Below are 24,049 nucleotides of genomic sequence, written 5' to 3'. Positions count from 1 at the left end.
TCAGGCGGTGCGGATGCGCGCGCGGGCGTTGCGGCGCTTGAGCGCGCGGCGCTCGTCCTCGCTGAGGCCGCCCCACACTCCGTGGTCCTGGCCGGCCTCAAGGGCCCAGGCAAGACACTGCTCACGTACCTCACAGCGACGGCAGACCTGCTTGGCCTCCTCGATCTGGAGGATCGCGGGACCGGTGTTGCCGATCGGGAAGAACAGCTCAGGGTCCTCGTCGAGGCATGCGGAGCGGCTGCGCCAATCCATGGGTGGGGGATTCCCTCTTTCACATCACGTCGGGTTGCTGTTTACGGACGTTCAGCTGGGCCCGGGCGCCAGAAAGCGCAGCGACCAGACTTGCAATCTTTGAACGTTCACACAACCCCCAACGCTGGTCGTGTCCGTCACAACTACTGTTGTGCAGTGCCCGTTACGCCGAAGGCTGATACCCCTGGTCCCGACCCTGTCGCCCCACCCCCGCTCCAGGTGGCCGCCGCTCTCGTGGCCCTCGAGGCGTTGGTGCTCGTCGTGCTCGCCGTCCTCGAGCTGGCGAACCTCCGCTCGGTCCGGCTCACCATGGGCGTCACGACGACGGTGTTCTTCCTCGCCGCCGCGGCCGGGCTGGCGTGGTGCGCCTGGTCGCTGTGGAAGACCCGTCGATGGGCCCGCGGGCCGGTCGTGATGGCCCAGCTGATCCAGCTGGGACTGGCGTGGAACTTCCGCGACGCCCCGACCACGCTGCTGGCGATCGGGCTGGCGGTGGCGGGCGTGGTGGTGATCGCCGGGCTGCTGCACCCGGCGACCACCCAGGTGCTGGAGGAGGACGCGGCCTAGGTGCGGCTAGTCGGCCTCGAGCGACGTACGCAGCTGGGCGAGGGTGCGCGTCAGGAGGCGCGAGACGTGCATCTGCGAGACGCCGATCTCCTCGGCGATCTGCGACTGCGTCATGTTCTTGAAGAAGCGCAGCAGCAGGATCCGCTTCTCGCGCTCACCGAGCCCCTCGAGCAGCGGCTTGATCGACTCGCGGACCTCGACGTGCTCGATGTTGGCGTCCTCGACGCCGAGCGTGGCGAGCATGGCAGGCGGGCCGTCGTCGTTGTCGTCGGTGGCGTCGAGGGAGAGCGTCGCGTAGGCGTGGGAGGACTCGATGCCCTCCACGATCTCCTCCACGGTGCAGCCGATGACCTCGGCCAGCTCGCGCGGCGTGGGGGAGCGGCCGAGCTTCTGGGTGAGCTCGCCGGTGGCGCTCCCGATCTGCATCCGCAGCTCCTGGAGGCGGCGCGGCACCCGGATCGCCCAGCCCTTGTCGCGGAAGTGACGCTTGATCTCGCCGATCACCGTCGGCGTTGCATAGGTGGAGAACTCCACGCCGCGATCGGTCTCGAACCGGTCGACCGCCTTGATCAGGCCGATCGTGCCGACCTGCACGAGGTCCTCGAACGGCTCCCCGCGGTTGCGGAAGCGTCGGGCGCAGTGCTCCACCAGCGACAGGTGGAGGTGCACCAGGTCGTCGCGCGCCACCGAGCGCACGGCGCTGCTCGCCTCGTCGTCGCGCAGCACGCTGAACAGCTCTGCGCTGCGCGCGCGGACGTGCTCGAGACCGCTGGGCACGACGTCGTCGTCGATCCCACGGTCGAGGGCAGCGTCGGCTGCCGTGTCGTCCCCCGTGTCCCCCGTGACTGCGCTCATGTCAGAGCTCGGCACCTGTCATTCCCGCAGCGACCGCCGACGTCACCGTGAAGCGGACGTGGAAGCGCCCGTCATCGGATCCTGCCGACGCGTCCTGCGCCATCGTGTCGAGCACCTGCCAGGCGAAGCTCTCGGTGTCGAGCGGGGGGTCGTCGATCGCCTCGGCCTGCAGCTCGACGGTCATCGAGCCGCGGCCGAACCAGAAGCTCGCCACGAGGTCGACGCCCGGGTCGGCCTCGGGGATCACGAGCGCGCTCGCCTCGCCGATGGCGATGCGGAGGTCCTCGATGTCGTCGATCGTGAAGTCGAGCCGGGCCGCGAGCCCGGCGGCCGTGGTGCGGACGATCGTCGCGTAGGCCCCCTCGGCTGGGAGCCGGAGCTCGACGTCGGCGCGAGATGCCCCCGTGTTGTCTGCCATCTGGGTCAATGTCCCGTCCTCGAGGCCGATGCTCCGCACACACTAACGGTCTCGATCAGCTGAACCACGGACACAGCTGGTCGCGTGTGTGCAGGTCGTGGCGGTGGCGCGGGTCGTGCAGCAGCGGCCTCGGCCTGCTGTCGCCCCGTCCCGCGGGCACCGGCGACGGGGCGGCGGCCCGCGTCACGTCCGGCGTCGCGGCCGGGACGAGGTGCTCGAGCTCGACCACGACGCCGTACACCCCGTTGCCCTCGTCCTCGAGGGACACCGCGCCCAGGCGGCGGAGCATCCCCAGGGACGCGGGGTTGTCCTGCAGCACCTCGGTGACGATGCGGTCCACGCCCGCAGGTCGCCGGCGCATCAGCACCTCGAGCAGGACGGTGGCCACCCCGCGGCCCTGCCACTCGTCCTTGACGGTGACGGCGAGGTCGGCGGCATCGGTGACATCTGCGTAGCGCACCATCCGGGCCAGGGCGACGGGGTCGTAGACGTCGGCGCTCGTCTCGGCGCACAGCACGAGGGCGATGTGGTCGACGCCGTCGACGTCGTCGACGAGGTGGTCCAGCATCGCGTCGCTGAGGTGCCTGACCGGCGCGAGGAAGCGTCGGCGCTGGGACTCGGGGGAGAGGGTCTCGAACTCCGCCACGAGCGCTGCCCGGTCGGTGCGCTCCAGGGGCACGACGAAGGCGTCCGTGCCGTCACGCAGCGTGACCTGCTCGATCATCGGCCCTCCCGTCCGCTGGCCCGGAGCCTAGCCAGCGCGGGGGAGCGGGACGCACGAACGCCGCACCGACCCGGAGGGTCGGTGCGGCGTCCGGGAGTGTCAGGCCTTCTTAGCGGTCGCGACCTCGCAGGCTCGGTCGCGCTTCATGACTCGAAGGCCTTCGCTTCGCTCAGGCCTTCTTCGTCTCCCAGAAGATCTCCGCGATCTCGTCGATCTTGGCGAGCAGCTCGTCGGCCTTGCCGGCGTCGAGCTCACCCTTGGTGCCGGAGGCGCCGGCCAGCTTGGTGGCCTCGTTGACCAGGGTGTGCAGCTGCGGGTACTTCTCGAAGTGCGGGGGCTTGAAGTAGTCGGTCCACAGCACCCACAGGTGGTGCTTGACGAGCTCCGAGCGCTGCTCCTTGATCAGGATGGCGCGCGTGCGGAAGTCGGGGTCGTCGTTGTCCGCGACCTTGGCGATGATCGCCTTGATCGACTCGGCCTCGATGCGGGCCTGGGCGGGGTCGTAGACGCCACACGGCAGGTCGCAGTGGGCGGAGACCTCGACGGTGGGGGCGAGCAGCTGGCGGAGCATCGGGTTCCTCTCGATCGGGAAGATGTGCATCTGCTGCGACACTACTCCGCGTGAAGCGGCGTCGGCAGCGGGGTCCCGCCCCCCGGGGTGGGCGCTCCGGGCCGCCGTTCGGGACGGCCCTGGTCCGGGGCCGGTCGATGCTCCCGACGCTGCGAGAGGGCGACCTGCTGCTCGTCCGCTACGGCGCCCCGCCCCGGCCGGGTGACCTCGTCGTCGCCCGCTTCGCCGACGGCACGGTGGCCGTCAAGCGCGCGGTCGAGGAACGTCGTACGCGCTCCGGCGCAGCCGGCTGGTGGTTGCTGAGCGACAACCCCGACGAGGGGGTCGACTCGCGTCACCGCGGACCCGTCCCAGAGGCCGACGTGCTGGCCGTCGTCCGCCTGCGGGTGTGGCCTTCCCCACGTGTGGGACGCAGGCTCCGGGGCCGCTGAGCTGTGCGAGTATCGCCGGCATGGTTTCGCACCCGCACGCCGGCGACCCGGTGTTCGACCTGCACGTCGGCGGCAAGATGGAGATCCACTCGACGGTCGCCCTGACCGGCCCCGACGAGCTGTCCCTCGCCTACACCCCCGGTGTGGCGCGGGTGTGCGAGGCCATCGCCGCCGACCCGTCGCTGACCCAGCACTACACGTGGGTGCCCAACACGGTCGCCGTCGTCACCGACGGCACAGCGGTCCTGGGCCTCGGTGACATCGGCCCGGCGGCCGCGATGCCGGTGATGGAGGGCAAGGCGGTGCTGTTCAAGCAGTTCGGTGGCGTCGACGCCGTGCCGATCTGCCTCGACACCACCGACGTCGAGGAGATCATCGAGACCGTCGTCCGGCTGGCGCCGAGCTTCGGCGGGATCAACCTCGAGGACATCTCCGCGCCGCGCTGCTTCGAGATCGAGGCGCGGCTCAAGGAGCGGCTCGACATCCCGGTCTTCCACGACGACCAGCACGGCACCGCCGTCGTCGCCCTCGCCGCCCTGACCAACGCGCTCCGGCTCACCGGCCGTGACGCCGCGACGGTCCGTGTGGTGGTGCAGGGCGCCGGTGCTGCCGGCGTCGCCGTGGCGCGCATCCTGCTCGAGGCGGGCGTCAAGGACATCGCGGTCCTCGACCGGCAGGGCGTGCTCAGCTCGTCGCGGTCGGACCTGACCGAGGTCAAGGCCGCGCTGGCCCGTGACACCGCCGACCACTTCGGCCGCCGCGGCACGCTGGCCGACGTGATGGCCGGCGCCGATGTCTACATCGGCGTCTCCGGCGGCCAGGTGCCCGAGGAGATCGTGGCCTCGATGGCCGACGACGCGATCATCTTCGGCCTGGCCAACCCGACGCCCGAGGTGCACCCGGACCTGGCGCACAAGTACGCCCGGGTCGTCGCCACCGGCCGCTCGGACTTCCCCAACCAGATCAACAACGTCCTCGCCTTCCCCGGCATCTTCCGCGGGGCCTTCGACGTGCACGCCACCGCGATCACGGAGGGGATGAAGGTCGCTGCGGCCACCGCCCTCGCCGAGCTCGTCGGTGACGACCTGCGCGAGGACCTGGTCATCCCGTCGCCCTTCGACCCTCGGGTCCCGGGCGCGGTGCGGGAGGCCGTCGCCGACGCTGCCCGGCGCGACGGGGTCGCCCGCCGCTGATCGCCAACGGCGCGCCGGGTCTGGCAGCATCGCGTCATGCACGTCGAGGTGTCCGGGGCGGAGCTGCTCCGGTTCGGTGACGGGAGTCCCGTGCGGGCAGCGTCCGCGGTCGTCCGCTTCGGCGACGGACGCCTCGTGGTGTCGGACGACGCGACGCACGCGGCGTGGTTCCGCCCGGACGCGGAGCCCACCCGCATGCGACTCCTCCCGCCCGTCGAGGGGCACGAGGTGTTCGACGAGGAGTCGGGCACCAAGGTCCTCAAGCCCGACCTCGAGACGGCCTGCCGCGTCGAGGTCGACGGCGAGGAGGCCGTGCTGCTGATGGGCTCGGGCTCGTCGCCGAGGCGGATGACGTGGTGCCTGCTTCGTGTGGTGGACGGCGTGCCTGACGTCACGCACACCGGCATGCCTGAGCTGTACGCCGACGTCGCCAGGGCGCTCGACCTCGACCCGGACGACCTCAACCTGGAGGGCGCCTGCGTCGTCGGCCGCAGCCTGCGGTGGTTCCACCGTGGCCTGCCCTCGTCCGGCCTGCCGAGCGGGAGCGTCGACCTCGACCTCGACGCAGCTGTGGCGGCCGCCGCAGGCCGTCAGGCATCGACGTTGCAGGTCGACGCGCCGACGACCTATGACCTCGGGTCCGCGGACGGCGTCGGTCTGGCGATCACCGACGTCGTCGCGCTCCCGGGCGGCGACCTCCTCGCGTGCGCCGCGGCGGAGGACAGCCCCAACCCGCGCGACGACGGGACGGTGACGGCGACGGCTCTCGCGCGCATCCGCGGCAACGAAGTCGTCGAGGTCGTGCCCCTGCCTGACCACGCGGGCCGGGTGCTCAAGGTCGAGGGGCTCATGGTGCTGGACGCCGACGAGACAGCGGCGACGTTGTACGCCGTCACCGACGTCGACGACCCCGACGCGGCGTCCTGGGCGGCCACCCTCCACGTACGACTCTGACGGCTGCGGCCTACTCGAACAACGGCCGCAGGTGGTCGTTGAGGAACATGCCCTGCGGGTCGAGCTCGCGGCGGAGCGCGACGAAGTCGTCGGCCCGCGGGTAGAGCTCGCGGAGCCGCTCGGGCGTCATGAAGTGCAGCTTGCCCCAGTGGACGCGGGCGCCGAACCCGGCGAGGAGGGCGTCGACCGAGCGCAGGTAGGCCCAGTAGTCGGTGCCCGGCGTGCCGGAGACGGAGATGACGACCGTGGGCGTCCGGAACTGCGGGGACAGGAAGGCCTCGTCCGCCCCGACCGTGCGCACCTCGAGCGGGTAGACGGAGTCGGGGAGGCTGCGCTGCATCAGCTCGCGCATCGCGTGGAGCGCCTCGGGAGCGCGGTCGAGGGCGACGAAGTACTCCAGCTCGTGGAAGTTGGGGTCGTAGACCATCGGGAAGATCCGGTAGCACCGGTCGACGCGGCGGCCCACGGTGTCGTCGTCCGGCACGTCGGGGCCGACCTCGTCGTAGACCTTGACGTAGCACTGGTCGGCCAGGGGCTCGCCGTGGCCGTCGAGGTTGTAGAGCGCGCCCGACTCCTCGGTCGGCAGCCAGAACATCCCGAAGTGGCGGTGCTCGTCGACCAGCTGGTCCCAGTGCTCCATCACGTCGTCCCAGGTCCGGAGGCTGACGTGCTCACGCAACCGGTAGGCGTCGGTGACCTCGAGCTCGAGCTGGGTCACGACCCCGAGCATGCCGACGGAGACCTGGGCCGCGTGCAGCAGGTCGAGGTCCGCCTCGCCGATCTCGCGCACGTCACCGGTCGCCGTCACGAGGCGTACGCCGCGCACGACGCCGGACAGGCTGGTGTAGCGCGTGCCGGAGCCGTGCGTCCCGGTCGCCACCGCACCGGCGATCTGCTGGGTGTCGATGTCGCCCTGGTTGCGCAGCGCCAGCCCGACGTCCCACAGCGGTTCGTAGAAGTCGCGGATCAACGTGCCGGGGAGCGCTGTCGCGCGCTTCGCCGCTACGTCGGTGCCGACGACGCCGCGCAGTGCCGAGAGGTCGAGCAGCAGGCCGTCGGTCCGGACCACCGGCGTGAAGGAGTGCCCGGCGCCCGAGACGCGGACACGCTGGCCGCGCTCGGCGGCCTGCCGCACGAGGGCGGCGACCTCGTCCTCGTCGCGCGGAGCGGCGGTCGCCGCGGGTGCGAAGGACTGGTTGCCCACCCAGTTGGTCCAGGTCATGCGGGTCAGCCTGACCAGCGGCGGACCTGCCGTCAACGGTGGACCCCTGGCCGCCAGTGCTGGACCGGCGGAGGTCAGAAACCGATCGACGGCTCCGGCGCGACGGCAGTGCGCATCGCGCGCGCCAGCTCGGCGTACGCGTCGAGGCGGTGCTCCTGCACGAGACCCGCACGGAGCAGCCCGCCGATGCCGTGGCCGAGGAAGCCGGCACCGAGGGCGGCCACGTCGAGGGTGACGTCGGCGGGGGAGTCGGTGCGCGAGGCCGCACCCGAGCCCGAGGAGGCGGTGAGGCGCCAGCGCCCGGCGTTCCAGGGTGCGTGGCGGTCCTGCACCTCGACGACCACGTCGCAGTCGGACTCGTAGGACCGCAGCGGCCAGGCCGCCTCGACGTCGACGAGGCGGACCCAGGTGCTGTCCCAGGTCTTGAGGTCGCCGGTGCCGCGGGGTCCGCCGACCCAGCCGAGGACCGGGTCGTCAACGCCGACGTTCTCCAGCTTGGTCGTGCCCATCAGGTCGAGGTCCACGACGCGGCGCGCGAGCGCGAGCCGGGCGGCGGGGCCACCGCAGAACGTGCCGACCACGACGGTGCCGGACGGGCGGGCGTCGTTCCACTTGTGCTCGCGCCGCAGGCCGGTGAAGCCGATGTCCTGGCCGTCGCGACGGGCGAAGATGATGCGGCGGCGCTCCTTGTCGCGCAGCTGGTCGGGCGTCTCGTGGGCCATGAGCCTGAAGAAGTCGGGCAGGCCGATGATCGTGCCGGGGAAGTCGGGCGCTGCGTCGAGCTGGCAGGCGCGCATCCGCTCGGTCACGCCCGGTGCCGCCATGTCGAGGAGGTGGGTGGTGATCCCGGCGACCTCGTCCTCGAGGTGCGGGGCGGTGAACGTCGTCCCGCGTCCCAGCGAGACCTGGTGCGTGATCACCGCGTTGCCGTAGCCGAAGCGGCCGTAGATCGCGGCCTCGCTCGCATGGAGCGCCGAGACGGCGGTGCCGGCGTCGCGGGTGCGAGCGAGGTGGTCGGTCATCATCGCTGCCAGCACGCCACGGCGGCGGGCGTCGGGGTGGACGCCGACCCAGGTCAGGCCCGCGATCGGTACGACGTCGCCGCCGGGCAACGACATCTCCATCGGGCGCACGCCGTAGATGCCGCTGTGCAGGTCGCCGGGACCGTCGGGCAGGTCGACGACGAACCGCTGGTCATCCGGGAGTCCGAGCCGCAGGTGGTCGGCGTCGTCGTCGGTGACCTCGCCGAACCAGACGAGCTGGTCGGTGGCCAGGTACTTCGCGGGGTCCTCCGAGGGACGTACGTCGATGCTCACCGTCTCAACCCAACCTGTCGGCGCGAGGACCCGCAACCGGATAAGGCGAGCCACTCGCTAGGGTCGAGGAATGTTCGCCGTCTACGCCGAGTCCTTCTCTCCCGACGACCCGCTGAGCGGCCTGGTGGTGGGGGAGCGACCGGTTCCCGAGGCCCCCGACGGGTGGGCGACGGTGACGGTGAAGGCCGCCAGCCTCAACCACCACGACCTGTGGTCGCTGCGCGGGGTGGGCCTGCGCGAGGAGTCGCTGCCGATGATCCTCGGCTGCGACGCCGCGGGCGTCGACGAGGACGGCAACGAGGTCGTCGTCCACGGCGTCATCGGTGACCCCCGGTGGACGGGTGACGAAGCCGACGACCCGGGCCGGTCGCTGCTCTCCGAGCGCCACCAGGGCACCTTCGCCGACCAGGTCGTCGTGCCGCGGCGCAACCTCGTCCCCAAGCCCGGCTCGCTCTCCTTCGAGGAGGCGGCCTGCCTGCCCACCGCGTGGCTGACGGCCTACCGGATGCTCTTCGTGCAGGGCGGCTGCAAGCCCGGCGAGACGGTGCTCGTCCAGGGCGCCGGCGGTGGCGTCGCCACCGCGCTCATCACCCTGGGGCGCGCGGCGGGCCTGACGATCCTCGCCACCAGCCGCGACGAGGCCAAGCGTGCGAGGGCCCGTGAGCTCGGCGCCCACGAGGTGTTCGAGTCCGGCGAGCGGCTCCCCGTGAAGGTCGACGCGGTCATGGAGACGGTCGGCAAGGCCACCTGGATCCACTCCATCCGCTCGCTGCGCCCGGGCGGCCGGATCGTCATCAGCGGCACCACCTCTGGCCCCGACGTCGGCGACCCCGGCCTGACGCACGTGTTCTTCAAGCAGCTCTCGATCATCGGCTCCACCATGGGCACCCGCGGCGAGCTCGACCTGCTGGTGAAGTTCCTCGACGCCACCGGCGCCCGGCCGCTCGTCGACCGGGCCATCCCGATGGAGGAGGCCCGTGACGGCTTCGCCGCGATGGCGGAGGGCGACGTCTTCGGCAAGGTCGTCTTCACCCGATGACCCGCACGCACGTCCTCACCGGGGCCGGGTCGGGCATCGGGCTCGCGCTGGCCCGCCGCCTGGCCGAGCGGGGTGACCGCCTCGTCCTGCTCGCCCGCAGCGACGCCCGCGCGGCGGAGCTCGCCCGGACGTTCCCGCACGCCCAGCTCCTGGTCGCCGACCTGGCCGACCCGGGCACCCTCAACGGCGTGGGGCGGCAGGTCGACGGGCCCGTCGACTCCGTCCTGCACGTCGCCGGCGTGGTCGACCTGGCGCCGGTGGAGCGGCTGCGGCTCGCCGAGTGGGAGGAGCAGGTGACGGTGAACCTCACGGCGCCGGCGGTCCTGACCCGTGAGCTGCTGCCGCACGTGCGCGCCGCCCGCGGCACGTTCGTCTTCGTCAACTCCTCCGCAGGGCTGGCGGCCGGCCCCGAGTGGTCGGCGTACGCCGCCTCGAAGTTCGGCCTGCGCGCGTTCGCCGACGCGCTGCGGGCCGAGGAGGTCGAGAACGGGGTGCGCGTCAGCACCGTCTACCCGAGCCGCACCGCCACGCCGATGCAGGAGAAGGTCCACGAGCAGGAGGGGCGCACCTACGACGCCTCGCGCTGGATCAGCCCCGAGACGGTCGTCGACACGATCCTCCACGTCGTCGACCTGCCGGCCGACGCCACGATCCCCGACGTGACGGTCCGCCCGGTCGTGCCGCGTGCCTGATCCGATCGGGGTCAGGCCGGCTGCAGGACGAAGACCCGGATCCGCCGGCGCTCACCGACGCGCTGTCGATAACGGGCGTAGCCCGGGTAGAAGCGTGCCGCCAGCGCGTAGACCTCCTCGGCCTCGGCGGGCGTCGCGGCCCGGGCGACCACCTCGCGCGTGACGCCGCGGTAGGTGAGCGTCGCTCGCGGCTCGGCCTCGAGGTTGAGCGCCCACGCAGGCGTCGCGGCCTGGCCGAAGTTGGTGCCGAGGAGCGCGAGCGTGCCGTCGTACGGCGCCGCGATGAGGTGGCTGGTGCGGCGCTGTCCCGACCTGCGCCCGGTCGTCGTCACGTCGAGGACCTCCAGGCCGGCCAGCAGGCCCGGTGCGCTGCGTCGTCCCCTGGTGAGCCGACCGACGGCATCGTCGAGGTGGCGCAGGACGTGGGAGAACACCCAGCCGCCGGCACGGGTGCCGGCGCCCCAGCGCACCGCCCGGTGCAGCGGGTTGCCCGTGGCGTGCGAGTAGCCGAGGTCGGCGGCCAGGTCGCGGCCCACCTCAGGTGCCCTCTCGCGAGCGCCAGCCGAGCGCGCCCACGAGCAGCATCCGCAGCTGGGTGCGGGCCTGGGCGAGGGTGCGTTCCTCGGAGTCGGGGTCGTCGACCAGCCGCTCGGCCATCGTGACCACGAAGGACACGATCAGGTCGGCCAGCAGCCCGATGTCGGCGCTGGAGTAGTGCTCGGCGGCGCCGCTGCGGGCGATGTCGGAGGCGAGCTCGCGGGTGATCAGCTCGATCTCGCGGCCGATCGCCTCCCGCACCCGCGGCGGACCGGCGACCCGCTCCCGGGCGATGAAGGCGTAGTGCGCCCGGTTCTCCCGGACGTGCTCGGCGACGATCGGCAGTGACCCGTCGATGAAGTCGCGGAACTCCGGGGCGTGGCGCCACACGTCCGTCAGCATCGACCGGAGGGAGCGGAAGCTCTCGTCGACCAGCGCGAGCCCGAGCAGCTCCAGCGAGTCGAAGTGACGGTAGAACGCCGTGGGGACCACCCCGACCTGCTTGGCCACCTGCCGGAGCGAGATGGCCGACAGGTTGGAGTCGGCCGAGAGGGTGAGTCCCGCGTCGAGGATGGCCCGCCGGGTGCGTTCCTTGCGCTCGGCCCGGGTCTCTCCCGCGCCCCTGGACGGCTGCTCGCCGGACAGGAGCTCGGGCTCGGACGTCATGACGCGAGCCTAGGACACGCGGGGCCTAGTCCTCGGGGTCGTCGAGCCGGGCCAGCCAGGTGGCCAGCCGCTCGATCGGCACCTCGAAGTCGGGGTGCGCGTCGACGAACGCCTGCAGCTGCTCGGCGAGCCACGCCAGGGTGACCTCTTCATCACCCCGGCGCCTCTCGAGCTCCTCGATCCCGCGATCGGTGAAGTACACCGCTGTTCCCCAGGCTCCGGCTCAGTAGTCGTGGCCGGCCGCGCGCGGCGACTCGAAGGCCGCGTCGAGCAGCGTCTTCTGCTCCTCGACGTGGCGCTTGACCGTGCCGACGGACGGCGACGCGGACGACGGGCGGGTGACGGGCTCGACGGTCATGTCGAGCTGGGGCCACACGTTGAGCTGGTAGTGCGGCCACGGGCCCATGTTGCGCGGCTCGTCCTGCACCCACCGGATCGCCTTGAGGTTGGGGTACTTCGCCACCTCGGCCTTGATCTCCTCGACGGGGTTCGGGTAGAGCCGCTCCAAGCGAGCGATGGCGAACGCGTCGCCGTTGTCGCGCTTGCCGCGGTCGACCATGAGGTCCCACGTCACCCGGCCCGAGCACAGGATGAGCGTCTCGACCTTGTCGCGGTCAGCGTTGTCGTCGCCGATGAACGCGCGGAAGGTGGTGTCCCCGGTGAAGTCGGCGGGCTGCGACGCCGCCTCCTTGCGCTTGAGCATCGACTTCGGGGTGAAGACGATCAGGGGGCGGTGCTCCTCTCCGAGCGAGTGCCGGCGGAGGAGGTGGAAGTACGACGCGGGCGTCGAGGGCTGGGCGACGACCATCGCGTCCTCGGCCGACATCGTCAGGAAGCGCTCGATGCGCGCCGACGAGTGGTCGGGACCCTGTCCCTCGTAGCCGTGGGGGAGCAGCAGGACCACGCCCGACTGCTGGCGCCACTTGGTCTCACCGGCGGAGATGAACTCGTCGATGACGGTCTGCGCGCCGTTGACGAAGTCGCCGAACTGCGCCTCCCACAGGACCAGCGCCTCGGGCCGCGCCACGGAGTAGCCGTACTCGAAGCCGAGGGCGGCGTACTCCGACAGCAGCGAGTCGTAGACGTGGAACTTCGCCTGGTCCTCGGTGAGGTTGGTCAGCGGCGTCCACTCGTCGGCGTTGACCCGGTCGATGATCGTGGCGAACCGCGAGACGAACGTGCCGCGGCGCGAGTCCTGGCCGGCAAGCCGCACCGGGCGACCGTCCATCAGCAGGGAGCCGAAGGCGAGGATCTCGCCGGTGCCCCAGTCGATCGGTCCGTCGGTGATCGCTGCCGAGCGGCGCTGCAGCTGCGGCATCACCTTGGGGTGCACGGTGAAGTTCTCCGGCGGGGTGACGTAGCTGTCGGCGATCCGCTTGAGCACCTCGGGCGTGACGGCCGTGGAGAAGTCGCCGGCCGGCTTGTCCGGGTAGTCCGGGACGGTCGTCCACTCGGTGGGCGCCTCGGAGCTCGCCTCGCGCACCTCGGTGAAGACCCGCTCCAGCTGCTGCTGGTAGTCCTTGAGGACCTGCTCGGCCTCCTCGATCGTGATGTCGCCACGACCGATGAGCGACTCGGTGTAGAGCTTGCGCACCGACCGCTTCTGCTCGATGAGGTCGTACATCAGCGGCTGCGTGTAGGACGGGTCGTCGCCCTCGTTGTGGCCGCGACGGCGGTAGCAGACGAGGTCGATGACGACGTCCTTGTTGAACGCCTGGCGGTAGTCGAAGGCGAGCCGGGCGACGCGGATGCACGCCTCCGGGTCGTCGCCGTTGACGTGGAAGATCGGCGCCTGCACCATCCGCGCCACGTCGGTGGCGTAGAGCGAGGAGCGCGAGGAGCCGGGCGCGGTGGTGAACCCGACCTGGTTGTTGATCACCACGTGGACGGTGCCGCCGGTGCGGTAGCCGCGCAGCTGCGACAGGTTGAGCGTCTCGGCCACGACGCCCTGGCCGGCGAACGCGGCGTCGCCGTGGACCAGCAGGGGGAGGACCGGGAACTTCTCGCCCTGGTCGAGGAGGTCCTGCTTGGCGCGGGCGATGCCCTCCAGGACCGGGTTGACCGCCTCGAGGTGCGAGGGGTTCGCCGCGACGGACACCTTGATCTTGTCGCCGGAGCCGGCGACGAACTCGCCCTCGGCGCCGAGGTGGTATTTCACGTCACCGGAGCCCTGGACCGTGCGCGGGTCGATGTTGCCCTCGAACTCGCGGAAGATCTGGCTGTACTTCTTGCCCACGATGTTGGCGAGCATGTTGAGCCGGCCGCGGTGGGCCATGCCGATGCAGACCTCGTCGAGCCCGGTCTCGGCGGCCGCCTCGCAGATCTCGTCGACCAGCGGGATGGTGGTCTCGCCGCCCTCGAGGCTGAAGCGCTTCTGCCCGACGAACTTGGTCTGCAGGAAGGTCTCGAACGCCTCGGCCTGGTTGAGCTTGAGCAGGATGCGCAGCTGCTCCTCGCGGGGCGGCTTCACGTGCGGCTGCTCGACGCGCTCCTGGATCCACTTGCGCTGGTCGGGATCCATGATGTGCATGTACTCGATGCCGGTGGTGCGGCAGTAGGAGTCGCGCAGGATCCCGAGGATGTTGCGCAGCTTCATGAACCGCCGGCCCTCGCCGCCGAAGGACCCGGTCGCGAACTCGCGGTCGAGGTCCCACAGGGTGAGGCCGTGCGACTCCACCTCGAGGTCGGGGTGGCTGCGCTGGCGGTACTCCAGCGGGTCGGTGTCGGCCATGAGGTGGCCGCGGACCCGGTAGGCGTGGATCAGCTCGAGGATCCGCGCCTGCTTGACGATGTCGTCGTCGTGGCTGGCGACCACGTCGCGGGCCCAGCGGATCGGCTCGTAGGGGATCCGCAGCGAGCGGAAGATCTCGTCGAAGAAGTCGTTCTCGCCGAGCAGCAGGCCGTGCACGCGCTTGAGGAACTCACCCGACTGCGCGCCCTGGATGACGCGGTGGTCGTAGGTCGAGGTCAGCGTCATCGCCTTGCTGATGGCGTTGCGGTTGATCGCCTCCTCGGAGGCGCCCTGCCACTCCGGCGGGTACTCCATCGCGCCGACGCCGATGATCGCGCCCTGACCGGCCATCAGCCGCGGCACCGAGTGGACGGTGCCGATGCCGCCGGGGTTGGTCAGGGACATCGTGGTGCCCTGGAAGTCGGCGACGGTCAGCTTGCCGTCGCGGGCCTTGCGCACCATCTCCTCGTAGGCCGTCCAGAAGGCCGCGAAGTCCATCGCCTCGGCGCCCTTGATGTTGGGCACGAGCAGCTGGCGGGTGCCGTCGGGCTTCTGCATGTCGATCGCGAGGCCGAGGTTGATGTGGGCCGGCGTGATCAGGTTGGGCTTGCCGTCACGGACCTCGAAGCCGACGTTCATCTCCGGCATCGAGCGCAGCGCCTTCACGAGGGCGTAGCCGATGATGTGGGTGAACGACACCTTGCCGCCGCGAGCGCGGGCGAGGTGATTGTTGATGACCGTGCGGTTGTCCCACAGGAGCTTCACTGGGACCGAGCGCACAGAGGTGGCGGTCGGGACCGACAGCGACGCGTCCATGTTGGCGGCGGTGCGGGCCGGGGCGCCACGGAGCACGGTGTAGGTCGGCTCGTCGTCGGCGGGGGAGGGCGCGGCGGGCTTGGGGTCCTTGGCGACCGGGGTGCTGGAGCCCTTCGCCGGCTCGTCGGCCGCGGCCTTCGGGCGCGGCGTCGACGTGGCGGGCTTGGCCGGGGCCTTGTCAGAGGCCTTCTCAGGAGCCTTCTCAGGAGCCTTCTGGGCCTGGGCGGGGGCCTTCGCGGGTGCCTTGGCAGGTGCCTGGGACGTCGCCGGCGCCTTCGCCTGGGTGCTGGCCTGGGTGGTGGTCCGGGTCTGCGTCTGGCTGCTCTGCGCGGAGGGCGTGGAGGGGGCGGACGGGGCCGCCTGGACCGGGGCGGCGCTGCCGTTGCCGAAGTAGGACGCCCACTCCGGACCCACGCTCCCGGGATCCTTGTCGTACTGCTCCTTCATCTCCTCGACGAGCCACTCGTTGGCTCCCAGGTCAGATGACGGTGCAACCGAGGACTGGTTGCCGGACTGCCCGTTCGGGGACTGCGCCACGCTTGTTTCGCCTCTTCCAGATGTGATCGCGCGAGGTATGGACCAAGTCGTCGACAAGGCTAGTCGCACACGCACGCAAATGCAGGGCCGGGTTCGCCTGGTGAGGCATGGTGTCGACCACACCCGTAGTCACCCAGTAGCCATTCTCGGGTTTCACCCCCGTCGTCCGCTCGAAACCTGCCTGGAGCTCCCATGCCCCGCCCCTCACCAGGCCACGCCCACCGGGCCCGCCGCCTCGTGGGACTCGCGCTCGTGCTGCTCGTCCCGCTCACCTCCGCCTGCCAGTCGTCCGCCGAGCCGTCTGCCGCTCCGGAGCGGCTCAGCCGGTCCGACGCGCAGGCGACACTGGCCTCGAACCCGGCGCCCACGAAGGTCGGGATCCACCGGGTCCACGGCCGGCTCCCGGTCGCCCGGCGCAAGGTCGTGCGCCGGCAGGTCGGCGACGTCGTCGACCGGTGGTGGGAGGCGGCCTACCTGGGCGGCACCTACCCCCGCAGCAGCTTCCCCGCGGCGTTCCCCGGCTTCACCGCGGCCGCCGAGCAGCGCGCCCGGGCCGACAAGGCCCTGCTGACCAACCAGACCGCCGGCCCGCGCATCGACTCGGTGACCGCGCGGCAGCGCAAGGTCACCCTCGACATCCTCGCCACCGACCGGCAGGCGAGGGCCGTGACCGCGCAGTTCGTCCTGAAGTTCGACACCACCGGTCAGAAGACCGGCACCACCACCGTGCGGGGGCGGCTCTTCCTCACCCGCAAGCGGGGCGCCTGGCGCGTCTTCGGGTACGACGTCGCGAAGGGAGCCCGGTGATGGGGCGGACCATGAAGCTCGTGCGCACGGTCGCCCTCGTGGCGGTGCTGGCCGTCACCGCGTTCGTCGTACCCACGTCGGGGGTGCAGCCGACCGACGTCAGCCTGGTGAAGATCCGCCACGCCGAGGGCGTCGCCGTGGGCGGCCAGGACGTCATCTGGATCCTGGCGGTCGGCTCGGACGCCAGGCCGGGTGAGGCGATGACGCGGTCTCGGGGCGACGCCCTTCAGATGGTCGGCATCAACACCCGCACGGGGTCGGCCACCGCCATCGGCGTTCCGCGCGACTCGTGGGTCGCGATCCCCGGTCACGGCCGGGAGAAGATCAACTCCGCGCTCTACTTCGCCGGCCCGCGGGGGATGGCCGGCGCGATGCGCAACCTGATCGGGATCGAGCCCGACTACGTCATGGTCACCCGGTTCCCGTTCTTCGAGGACATGGTCGACGACATCGGCGGCATCACCGTCACCAACCCACGCCGCTTCCAGGACCCCTACCTGAAGAAGGAGGGGTTCAAGCAGGGCCGCATCCACCTCGACGGCTACAACGCGATGGCCTTCTCCCGGATCCGCAAGGGCCTGGTCGGAGGGGACTTCGACCGCTCGGCCAACCAGCAGCGCACGCTGCGCGGCATCCACGCCCGGATCCGCTCGCAGGCCGCCCGGCCCGGTTTCATCGAGCGCGGCGTGATGACGGTGATGGCCCACACCGACACCAACGCCTCGCCCGCGGAGCTCTTCGAGATCGCCCAGGCCGTCGCCCAGGTGGACCCGCGCAGGATCTCCACGTGCGTGGTCCGTGGCCGGGTCGGCTTCGTCGGTGCCGCCAGCGTGGTCTTCCCCGACGTCGCGCAGGCGCGGCGCCTGGGGCGCGAGGCCCGGCAGGACGCCGCCCTGCGCGGCTGCTGAGGGTCAGGAGCCGTAGATCCGTCCCGCGGTGCGGGCGAGGTCGATGACGACGGCCTCGGAGTAGAGCTTGATCCGCAGGCCGATCACCTGCGACCCGCGGTAGCCGGTGTCGACGAGCTGGCGCTGGATCTCACCGGCGCCGCCCGGCAGCTCGACGACCTCGCCGGGCGCGGGGACCGGCACCTGCTGCCCGGCGACGGTGATGGACCCGACGCCGGTCGAGACCTTCGACCCCACCCGCTTGCCGGCCTTCTGACGCATCGCCGCGCGCGAGCTGACGTCGGTGATGACGAGCTGGGCGGTGGGGATGGAGACCGACCCGATCGCGGTGCGCGACCAGCCCTTGGCGACCTTGCCCCGCTTCGTGCCGGCCTTGGCGCGGAACTGGTCGCCGTTGACCTGGTAGGTGACGCCCTCGAGCAGCACCGGCACCGGAACGAGCTGGGTGGCGTGGGGGACCTGGTAGGTCTGCGTCCGGCCGCGGGTGCCCTGGCAGGGGAGCGCCTTGTGCTCGACGTTGCCGAACTTCAGCGCACCCTGGAGCGCCTGGTAGTCCATCGCCGTGCCGCCGGAGCGGAAGACGCCGACGGGCGCCGGGCCGCCCATCCGGACGCGGGCGGTGCCGAGCTCGACGAGCTGGCGGCGGTCGCCGGCGGTGACCTCGATCCGCAGGGCGGAGGCCTGCGACTGGGCGTTGTGGCTGTTGGCGCGGCCGTTCTCGTAGCCGAGCGCGATCGTGCCGAGACCGGGGATGACGATCGGCTTGGTGACGTCGCTCAGCACCTGGAAGACCTGCTGGGCGACCTGCTGGGTCCCGGTGAAGACGGTGTCGCTGACCTGGTCGAGCGGGTCGAGCAGCTGCTGGAGCTCCGGCGGCAGCTGCTGCACCACGGTGTCGTCGAGCAGGTCGAGCGTGATGCTGGCGAACGTGAAGCCCTCGTCGTGGCCGTAGCCACGCGGGGTGTGGAAGGCGTGCGCGGTCGTCTGCAGGCCCTTGATGACCAGGCGGGGCGTGGTCAGCGGACCGACCGTGCCGCCGACGCTGATGTCGCCGATGGTGTTGGTGCCGCGGACGCCGTGCGTCTCGCCGTCGGCGTACGTCTCGGTGCGGCTCGTGCTGGCCGAGACACGGATGAGCGGGTTGTCCGGGACCGACACGACGCTCTGCTGCTGGACGACCTTGCCGGCCGAGCGGGTGCACAGCTGCTGCGCGTGGGCGTCCTTGAGGTTGAGCGCCTCGACGCTGTCGGTCACCAGCTTCACGCCGTACACGTCGCCGCGGTAGCCGAAGGCGGTGAGCTGGTCTGACGCCGCGGCACGGGCGTCGGCCGAGCCGCCGGCCTGCGCCGGCGCGGCAGCGGTCGACAGCGCGAGCGCCGCGCTCAGGCCGAGGCTGACGGCGGCCGCGAGCCGTCGCTGGGTTGTCTTCATGTCCCCTCCCAGGGTCCGCGGGAGCGACACGTGGCACGTCCCTTGTGACCGGCCAGTAGCTCCCTCGTCCGCTCAACGACGCGGAGCCCGATTGGTGACGCCTGTCACCAGGAGCGGGGGGACGGTGTGCCCGGGTGGGGGACGACGAAGGCCCGGACCCTCGAGGGTCCGGGCCTTGCAGTGGGCGCCTCCGGCAGGATTCGAACCTGCGGCACCTGGTACCGGAAACCAGTGCTCTATCCCCTGAGCTACGGAGGCCCGCACCGCCCGGATCGCTCCGGGGCTGGTGCGCGCTGAAGACTACCGGTCGCCCGGCGTCGTGGTGAAACCGCCTCAGCGCAGGGCGAGCGACCCGGACGTGTCGGCCGGGAAGGGCAGGCTGTCGTGCTCGGCGACGCGGGCGTCCAGCTTGGCGGCGACGTCGTCGGGCCAGGGCGCGGTGCGGCGGGTCTCGAGGTCGATGTGCAGGAAGATCTCCTCGACCACGCACGCCACCTGCTGGTGCGTCTCGTCGAGCACGTAGACGAGCACGTGGGCGGCCCGCTCGGACCGCCCGAGCAGGCGCACCCGCGCCGACATCGTGTCGCCGGTGCGCAGCTCGTTGAGGTAGGTGACGTGGTGCTCGGCGGTGAAGCACGCGTGTCCGTGGCTGAGTGGCCACATCTGCGGGATGCCCACCTCGACGAGCGACTCGTCGAGCCCCTCGCTGGCGATGCCGATGTAGTGGCGGACGTTGAGGTGGCCGTTGATGTCCTCGAACGGCATCGGCACGGGTTGCTCGACGTAGGCCGGGAGGTCGATCAGCTGGTCGTAGGTGGGGTGGGTCGTCACGCCCCGAACCCTAGGGCAGGACCCTCGAGGTGTCGTTGGGCCACGGCGTGAAACCGGTTCGGCCCGCAGCGGGACCCGCCGATAGGCTTGCCCGGTGAATCCCGATCAGCTCTCCGAGACCATCGTCGACGCGCTGGAGGCCCTCGTGGCCGACGGCGCGATCACGCTGCCCGACGGCGTACCGACCCAGGTCACGGTGGAGCGACCCCGGCAGCAGGGGCACGGCGACTACGCCACCAACGTGGCGCTCCAGCTCGCCAAGAAGGCCGGGACCAACCCCCGCGCCTTCGCCGACCTGGTCGCCGAGCGGCTGCGCGCAGCCGACGGTGTCGCGGAGGTCGAGGTCGCGGGCCCGGGCTTCCTCAACGTGACGGTCGAGGCCGGGGCGCAGGGCCAGGTCGCCGCCGACATCGTCGCGGCAGGCTCGGCCTACGGCCGCTCGGAGACCCTGGCCGGCCAGTCGATCAACATCGAGTTCATCTCGGCCAACCCGACCGGCCCGCTGCACCTCGGTCACACCCGGTGGGCCGTGCTCGGCGACGCCATCGGTCGCGTGCTCGAGGCGGCGGGCGCGTCGGTGGCGCGCGAGTTCTACATCAACGACCGCGGCAACCAGATGAACCTCTTCGGCGCCTCCCTCGAGGCCTCCGCGCTCGGCAACCCGATCCCGGAGGACGGCTACCAGGGGGCCTACATCGCCGACCTGGCGGCGCAGATCGTCCGCCGGCAGCCGGACATCGTCCACCTGCCCGAGGGCGAGCGGCTCGCCGCCTTCCGCGAGGCGGGCTACGCGTTGCAGCTGCAGGAGCAGCAGGACCAGCTGGACGGCTTCAACACCCACTTCGACGTGTGGTTCTCCGAGCGCGACCTCCACGCCGACGAGTCGCACGGATCGGTGGCCGACACCCTGCGCAGCCTCAAGGACAACGGTCACCTCTTCGAGGCCGACGGCGCCCTGTGGATGCGCACCACGGACTTCGGCGACGACAAGGACCGGGTGCTCATCCGGACCAACGGCGAGCTCACGTACTTCGCCTCGGACACCGCCTACTACCTCAACAAGCGCGCTCGCGGCTTCGACCACTGCATCTACCTGCTCGGCGCCGACCACCACGGCTACGTCGGCCGGCTCCGGGCGATGGCCGCGTGCGTCGGTGACGACCCGGCGCAGACGCTGGACGTGCTGATCGGCCAGATGGTCAAGATCATGCGCGACGGCCAGGAGATGCGCCTGTCGAAGCGCGCGGGGACGATCGTGACGCTCAACGAGCTGGTGGACGAGATCGGCGTCGACGCGCTGCGCTACTCCCTGGCCCGCTATCCCGCCGACAGCCCGCTGACGCTGGACGTCGCCGAGATCACCAAGGCCTCGAGCGAGAACCCCGTCTACTACGTCCAGTACGCGCACGCGCGCTCCTGCCGGATGATGGAGAACGCCGCCGCCATCGGCATGGTGTCGCCGGGCGCGGACTTCGACCCCTCGCTCCTCACCCACGAGCTCGACGGCCGCCTGCTGCGCGCGTTGGCCGAGTTCCCTCGGGTCGTCGCCAGCGCTGCCGAGCTCCGCGAGCCGCACCGTGTCGCTCGCTACCTCGAGGACACCGCTGCGGTGTTCAACCGGTGGTACGACACCAAGGAGTGCCGGATGCTGCCGATGGGCGACGAGCCCGTCACGCCGACCAACGAGGCGCGCCTCGTGCTCGTGCAGTCCGTCCGCACCGTGCTCGCCAACGGCCTCGACCTGCTCGGCGTCTCGGCCCCCGAGAGGATGTGATCGGGCGTGCCCACCGCACACCCGTCCGGTTGGGCCCACGCGGACGGCGCGCTGCGCGGCCCGCACTGGCTGCGTGAGCCGAGCGACCCCGACGCGCTCGTCCCGCTCCTCTGGTCGCGGACGGCGACGAAGTCCGACGGCGTCCTGAGCGTCGGCGGCGTGCCGCTGCCCGAGCTGGTGCGCGAGCACGGCTCACCGGCGTACGTCCTCGACGAGGCCGACTTCCGCAGCCGCGCCGGTGCCTTCCGTGACGCCTTCGCTCGCCAGGGATCGGTGCAGTTCGACGTCTACTACGCGGGAAAGGCGTTCCTCTGCACCACCGTCGCCCGGTGGCTCGCGGAGGAGGGGCTGTCGCTCGACGTCTGCTCGGGCGGCGAGCTGGCCGTCGCGGAGCGGGCCGGGTTCCCGATGGCGCGCGTGGGCTTCCACGGCAACAACAAGACCCTCGGCGAGCTCGAGCGCGCCGTCGAGCTCGGCGTGGGTCGGGTCATCGTGGACTCCTTCCACGAGATCGGGCGGCTCGCCGACGTCGCGACCGAGCTCGGCCGGACGGTGGGCGTGATGGTGCGGGTCACCGCCGGCGTCGAGGCCCACACGCACGAGTACATCGCGACCGCCCACGAGGACCAGAAGTTCGGCTTCTCGATCGCCAGCGGCGACGCGCTCGAGGCCGTACGACGCGTGCACGACGCCCCGAGCCTGCGGCTCCTCGGCCTCCACTCCCACATCGGCAGCCAGATCTTCGACACCTCGGGCTTCGAGGTGGCCGCCCGTCGCGTGCTCGCGCTGCACGCCCGGGTGATCGAGGAGGTGGGCGTCGAGATGCCCGAGATGGACCTCGGTGGCGGCTTCGGCATCGCCTACACGACCCAGGACGACCCGGCCGACCCCGCGCAGCTGGCCACCGAGATCGCGAAGATCGTCGAGCACGAGTGCCGTGCCCTCGACATCGCGCTCCCGCGCCTGTCGATCGAGCCCGGGCGCGCGATCGTCGGCCCGTCGATGTGCACGGTCTACGAGGTCGGCACGGTCAAAATGGTCGCCCTCGACGGCGGGCTTGTGCGCACCTACGTCTCCGTCGACGGCGGGATGAGCGACAACATCCGCACCGCCCTCTACGACGCCGACTACTCCGCCACGATCGCCTCCCGCCCCTCCGGCGGCCCGCCCACGCTGTCGCGCGTCGTGGGCAAGCACTGCGAGGCCGGCGACATCGTGGTCAAGGACGAGTTCCTGCCCGCCGACGTGCGCCCCGGCGACCTCGTCGCCGTTCCCGGGACGGGCGCCTACTGCAGATCCATGGCGTCCAACTACAACCACGCGCTGCGTCCTCCGGTGATCGGAGTTCGGGACGGGAAGACTTTCACCGTGCTGCGACGAGAGACTGTGGCGGACCTGTTGGCGACCGATGTGGGTGTTCTCTCATGAGTGAGCGAAGCGAGTACGTGCATGAGTATCGGTGACAAGCGCACCTTGAAGGTGGCGGTGCTCGGCTGCGGAGCGGTCGGGTCGCAGGTGGTGCGGCTGCTCAGCGAGCAGCACGACGACCTGGCCGCGCGGGTCGGCGCGCCCGTCGAGCTGGTGGGAGTCGCCGTACGACGCCTCGACGCCGCTCGCGACGTCGAGGTGCCCGACGGCCTGCTGACGACCGACGCCCAGGGCCTGGTCGCCCGCGACGACGTCGACCTCGTCGTCGAGGTGATCGGCGGCATCGAGCCCGCGCGGTCGCTCATCCTCTCCGCGCTCGACAACGGCGCGAGCGTGGTCACGGCCAACAAGGCGCTGCTCGCCGAGGACGGCCCGACCCTCTTCGAGGCGGCCGCCAAGGCCGAGCGCGACCTCTACTACGAGGCGGCCGTCGCCGGTGCGATCCCGATCCTGCGGCCGCTGCGGGAGTCGCTCGCCGGCGACCGCGTCACCCGGGTGCTCGGCATCGTCAACGGCACCACCAACTTCATCCTCGACAAGATGGACACCTCCGGCGCCGGCTTCTCCGAGGCGCTCGAGGAGGCCCAGGAGCTCGGCTACGCCGAGGCCGACCCGACGGCCGACGTCGAGGGCTTCGACGCCGCGGCCAAGGCGGCGATCCTCGCCAGCCTCGCCTTCCACTCCCGCGTGACCGCCGCCGACGTCTACCGCGAGGGGATCTCCGAGGTCACCGCCGCCGACGTCGCCAGCGCCCGCGACATGGACTCGGTCGTCAAGCTGCTCGCCATCTGCGAGCTCCGCCCCGGCCCCGACGGCCAGGAGCAGGTCGCGGCGCGGGTCCACCCGGCGATGATCCCGCGCTCGCACCCGCTGGCGAGCGTCCGCGAGGCCTACAACGCGGTCTTCGTCGAGTCGGAGGCCGCCGGGCAGCTCATGTTCTACGGACCCGGTGCCGGCGGCGCGCCCACGGCGAGCGCCGTGCTGGGCGACCTCGTCACGGTCGCCCGCAACCGCCTCGCCGAGACGCGGGGTGCCGGTGAGTCGGCCTACGCCGACCGCGCGGTCCTGCCGATGGGGGAGACCCGGACCCGCTACCACGTGGCGATCGACGTCGACGACCGCGCCGGCGTGCTCGCGGCGGTGGCCAACGCCTTCGCCGACCACGACGTGTCGATCCAGACCGTGCGCCAGGAGGGTCGCGGCGCCGACGCCCAGCTCGTGGTCGTCTCGCACGCCGCCCCTGACGCGGCGCTCAGCGCGACGGTCGACCAGCTCCGCAGCATGGACATCGTCCGCGAGGTCACCTCGGTGATGCGCGTCGAGGGAGGCGAGGAGTGAACGGCGGCGGC

General features: G+C 71.5%; 24 protein-coding genes and 1 tRNA gene. 11 read left to right on the top strand and 14 right to left on the bottom strand.

What is annotated here, in order from left to right; translation table 11 throughout:
• Positions 1–252 carry a WhiB family transcriptional regulator gene (locus AC1DP1_RS06675; protein WP_056601527.1) on the bottom strand — a complete coding sequence of 84 codons (252 nt, stop codon included), beginning with the start codon at positions 250–252 and terminating at the stop codon, positions 1–3.
• 156 nt (positions 253–408) lie between these two features.
• Between AC1DP1_RS06675 and AC1DP1_RS06670 the strand changes: the two genes are divergently transcribed.
• On the top strand, positions 409–819 hold the full coding sequence (locus AC1DP1_RS06670) for a hypothetical protein (RefSeq protein ID WP_477506193.1): 411 nt from the start codon (positions 409–411) through the stop codon (positions 817–819).
• Positions 820–825: 6 nt separating this feature from the next.
• On the opposite strand, the gene AC1DP1_RS06665 is transcribed toward AC1DP1_RS06670, so the two are convergent.
• The 4 genes from AC1DP1_RS06665 to sodN form a co-directional block, all read right to left on the bottom strand.
• Positions 826–1,674 carry an RNA polymerase sigma factor SigF gene (locus AC1DP1_RS06665; RefSeq protein ID WP_477506192.1) on the bottom strand — a complete coding sequence of 283 codons (849 nt, stop codon included), beginning with the start codon at positions 1,672–1,674 and terminating at the stop codon, positions 826–828.
• A gap of 1 nt (position 1,675) precedes the next feature.
• Positions 1,676–2,092 carry an ATP-binding protein gene (locus AC1DP1_RS06660; protein ID WP_457187041.1) on the bottom strand — a complete coding sequence of 139 codons (417 nt, stop codon included), beginning with the start codon at positions 2,090–2,092 and terminating at the stop codon, positions 1,676–1,678.
• A gap of 55 nt (positions 2,093–2,147) precedes the next feature.
• Positions 2,148–2,816 carry a GNAT family N-acetyltransferase gene (locus tag AC1DP1_RS06655; protein WP_477506191.1) on the bottom strand — a complete coding sequence of 223 codons (669 nt, stop codon included), beginning with the start codon at positions 2,814–2,816 and terminating at the stop codon, positions 2,148–2,150.
• Between the two features lie 169 nt (positions 2,817–2,985).
• Positions 2,986–3,417, bottom strand: a complete 432-nt coding sequence (gene sodN, locus AC1DP1_RS06650) for a superoxide dismutase, Ni (RefSeq protein WP_457187037.1) — start codon at positions 3,415–3,417, stop codon at positions 2,986–2,988.
• 20 nt (positions 3,418–3,437) lie between these two features.
• On the opposite strand from sodN, the gene AC1DP1_RS06645 reads away from it, so the two are divergent.
• Genes AC1DP1_RS06645 through AC1DP1_RS06635 form a run of 3 tightly spaced genes read left to right on the top strand, consistent with a single transcriptional unit; the run spans position 3,438 to position 5,965 of the window.
• Positions 3,438–3,818 carry a S24/S26 family peptidase gene (locus AC1DP1_RS06645; RefSeq protein ID WP_477506190.1) on the top strand — a complete coding sequence of 127 codons (381 nt, stop codon included), beginning with the start codon at positions 3,438–3,440 and terminating at the stop codon, positions 3,816–3,818.
• Between the two features lie 20 nt (positions 3,819–3,838).
• A complete protein-coding gene (locus tag AC1DP1_RS06640; protein WP_477506189.1) occupies positions 3,839–5,011 on the top strand; it encodes an NAD(P)-dependent malic enzyme in 1,173 nt (390 codons plus the stop codon).
• A gap of 36 nt (positions 5,012–5,047) precedes the next feature.
• Positions 5,048–5,965 carry a DUF6910 family protein gene (locus tag AC1DP1_RS06635; RefSeq protein WP_477506188.1) on the top strand — a complete coding sequence of 306 codons (918 nt, stop codon included), beginning with the start codon at positions 5,048–5,050 and terminating at the stop codon, positions 5,963–5,965.
• A 10-nt stretch (positions 5,966–5,975) separates the two neighbouring features.
• On the opposite strand, the gene AC1DP1_RS06630 is transcribed toward AC1DP1_RS06635, so the two are convergent.
• Both AC1DP1_RS06630 and AC1DP1_RS06625 read right to left on the bottom strand, forming a co-directional pair.
• Positions 5,976–7,187 (bottom strand): D-arabinono-1,4-lactone oxidase, encoded by a 1,212-nt coding sequence (locus AC1DP1_RS06630; protein WP_477506187.1) that lies wholly within the window; start codon positions 7,185–7,187, stop codon positions 5,976–5,978.
• Positions 7,188–7,261: 74 nt separating this feature from the next.
• Entirely contained in the window at positions 7,262–8,503 is a 1,242-nt protein-coding gene (locus AC1DP1_RS06625; protein ID WP_477506186.1) for a GNAT family N-acetyltransferase, read from the bottom strand.
• 70 nt (positions 8,504–8,573) lie between these two features.
• Between AC1DP1_RS06625 and AC1DP1_RS06620 the strand changes: the two genes are divergently transcribed.
• Together AC1DP1_RS06620 and AC1DP1_RS06615 are read left to right on the top strand one after the other, a co-directional pair.
• Positions 8,574–9,542 carry a zinc-binding dehydrogenase gene (locus tag AC1DP1_RS06620; protein WP_477506185.1) on the top strand — a complete coding sequence of 323 codons (969 nt, stop codon included), beginning with the start codon at positions 8,574–8,576 and terminating at the stop codon, positions 9,540–9,542.
• Positions 9,539–10,234: an SDR family oxidoreductase gene (locus AC1DP1_RS06615; RefSeq protein ID WP_477506184.1), complete on the top strand. Its 696-nt coding sequence runs from the start codon at positions 9,539–9,541 to the stop codon at positions 10,232–10,234. Before AC1DP1_RS06620 ends, AC1DP1_RS06615 begins: the two co-directional genes overlap by 4 nt.
• An 11-nt stretch (positions 10,235–10,245) precedes the next feature.
• On the opposite strand, the gene AC1DP1_RS06610 is transcribed toward AC1DP1_RS06615, so the two are convergent.
• Genes AC1DP1_RS06610 through AC1DP1_RS06595 form a run of 4 tightly spaced genes read right to left on the bottom strand, consistent with a single transcriptional unit; the run spans position 10,246 to position 15,521 of the window.
• Positions 10,246–10,770, bottom strand: a complete 525-nt coding sequence (locus tag AC1DP1_RS06610) for a nitroreductase family deazaflavin-dependent oxidoreductase (protein ID WP_477506183.1) — start codon at positions 10,768–10,770, stop codon at positions 10,246–10,248.
• 1 nt (position 10,771) lies between these two features.
• On the bottom strand, positions 10,772–11,437 hold the full coding sequence (locus AC1DP1_RS06605; protein WP_477506182.1) for a TetR family transcriptional regulator: 666 nt from the start codon (positions 11,435–11,437) through the stop codon (positions 10,772–10,774).
• 25 nt (positions 11,438–11,462) lie between these two features.
• On the bottom strand, positions 11,463–11,639 hold the full coding sequence (locus AC1DP1_RS06600; protein ID WP_168218509.1) for a DUF6104 family protein: 177 nt from the start codon (positions 11,637–11,639) through the stop codon (positions 11,463–11,465).
• Positions 11,640–11,660: 21 nt separating this feature from the next.
• Positions 11,661–15,521, bottom strand: coding sequence for a multifunctional oxoglutarate decarboxylase/oxoglutarate dehydrogenase thiamine pyrophosphate-binding subunit/dihydrolipoyllysine-residue succinyltransferase subunit (locus AC1DP1_RS06595; RefSeq protein WP_477506181.1), 3,861 nt, complete (start codon positions 15,519–15,521; stop codon positions 11,661–11,663).
• A gap of 192 nt (positions 15,522–15,713) precedes the next feature.
• Between AC1DP1_RS06595 and AC1DP1_RS06590 the strand changes: the two genes are divergently transcribed.
• Together AC1DP1_RS06590 and AC1DP1_RS06585 are read left to right on the top strand one after the other, a co-directional pair.
• Complete coding sequence (locus tag AC1DP1_RS06590; RefSeq protein WP_457187015.1) at positions 15,714–16,328, top strand: hypothetical protein; 615 nt, start codon at positions 15,714–15,716, stop codon at positions 16,326–16,328.
• An 11-nt stretch (positions 16,329–16,339) separates the two neighbouring features.
• Positions 16,340–17,236, top strand: coding sequence for an LCP family protein (locus AC1DP1_RS06585; protein WP_477506180.1), 897 nt, complete (start codon positions 16,340–16,342; stop codon positions 17,234–17,236).
• Between the two features lie 3 nt (positions 17,237–17,239).
• Here AC1DP1_RS06585 and AC1DP1_RS06580 read toward each other — a convergent pair whose 3' ends face one another.
• The 3 genes from AC1DP1_RS06580 to AC1DP1_RS06570 all read right to left on the bottom strand — a co-directional run bounded on the left by AC1DP1_RS06580 (position 17,240) and on the right by AC1DP1_RS06570 (position 19,498).
• Entirely contained in the window at positions 17,240–18,667 is a 1,428-nt protein-coding gene (locus tag AC1DP1_RS06580) for a choice-of-anchor P family protein (protein WP_477506179.1), read from the bottom strand.
• 185 nt (positions 18,668–18,852) lie between these two features.
• Positions 18,853–18,925, bottom strand: a tRNA-Arg gene (locus tag AC1DP1_RS06575).
• Positions 18,926–19,000: 75 nt separating this feature from the next.
• Positions 19,001–19,498, bottom strand: a complete 498-nt coding sequence (locus AC1DP1_RS06570) for a thioesterase family protein (protein WP_457187009.1) — start codon at positions 19,496–19,498, stop codon at positions 19,001–19,003.
• Between the two features lie 94 nt (positions 19,499–19,592).
• On the opposite strand from AC1DP1_RS06570, the gene argS reads away from it, so the two are divergent.
• From argS to AC1DP1_RS06555, 3 genes are read left to right on the top strand one after another with little or no spacing between them, the layout of a single operon-like run.
• Complete coding sequence (gene argS, locus AC1DP1_RS06565) at positions 19,593–21,272, top strand: arginine--tRNA ligase (protein ID WP_477506178.1); 1,680 nt, start codon at positions 19,593–19,595, stop codon at positions 21,270–21,272.
• 6 nt (positions 21,273–21,278) lie between these two features.
• A complete protein-coding gene (gene lysA / locus AC1DP1_RS06560; RefSeq protein ID WP_457187004.1) occupies positions 21,279–22,700 on the top strand; it encodes a diaminopimelate decarboxylase in 1,422 nt (473 codons plus the stop codon).
• 21 nt (positions 22,701–22,721) lie between these two features.
• Positions 22,722–24,038 carry a homoserine dehydrogenase gene (locus AC1DP1_RS06555; protein WP_457187002.1) on the top strand — a complete coding sequence of 439 codons (1,317 nt, stop codon included), beginning with the start codon at positions 22,722–22,724 and terminating at the stop codon, positions 24,036–24,038.
• Positions 24,039–24,049 lie beyond the last annotated feature (11 nt).

This window comes from Nocardioides sp. P4_G10 (assembly GCF_056401175.1).
The sequence above is the reverse complement of the archived record's forward strand: the minus strand, read 5'-3'. Positions and strand labels throughout refer to the sequence as shown.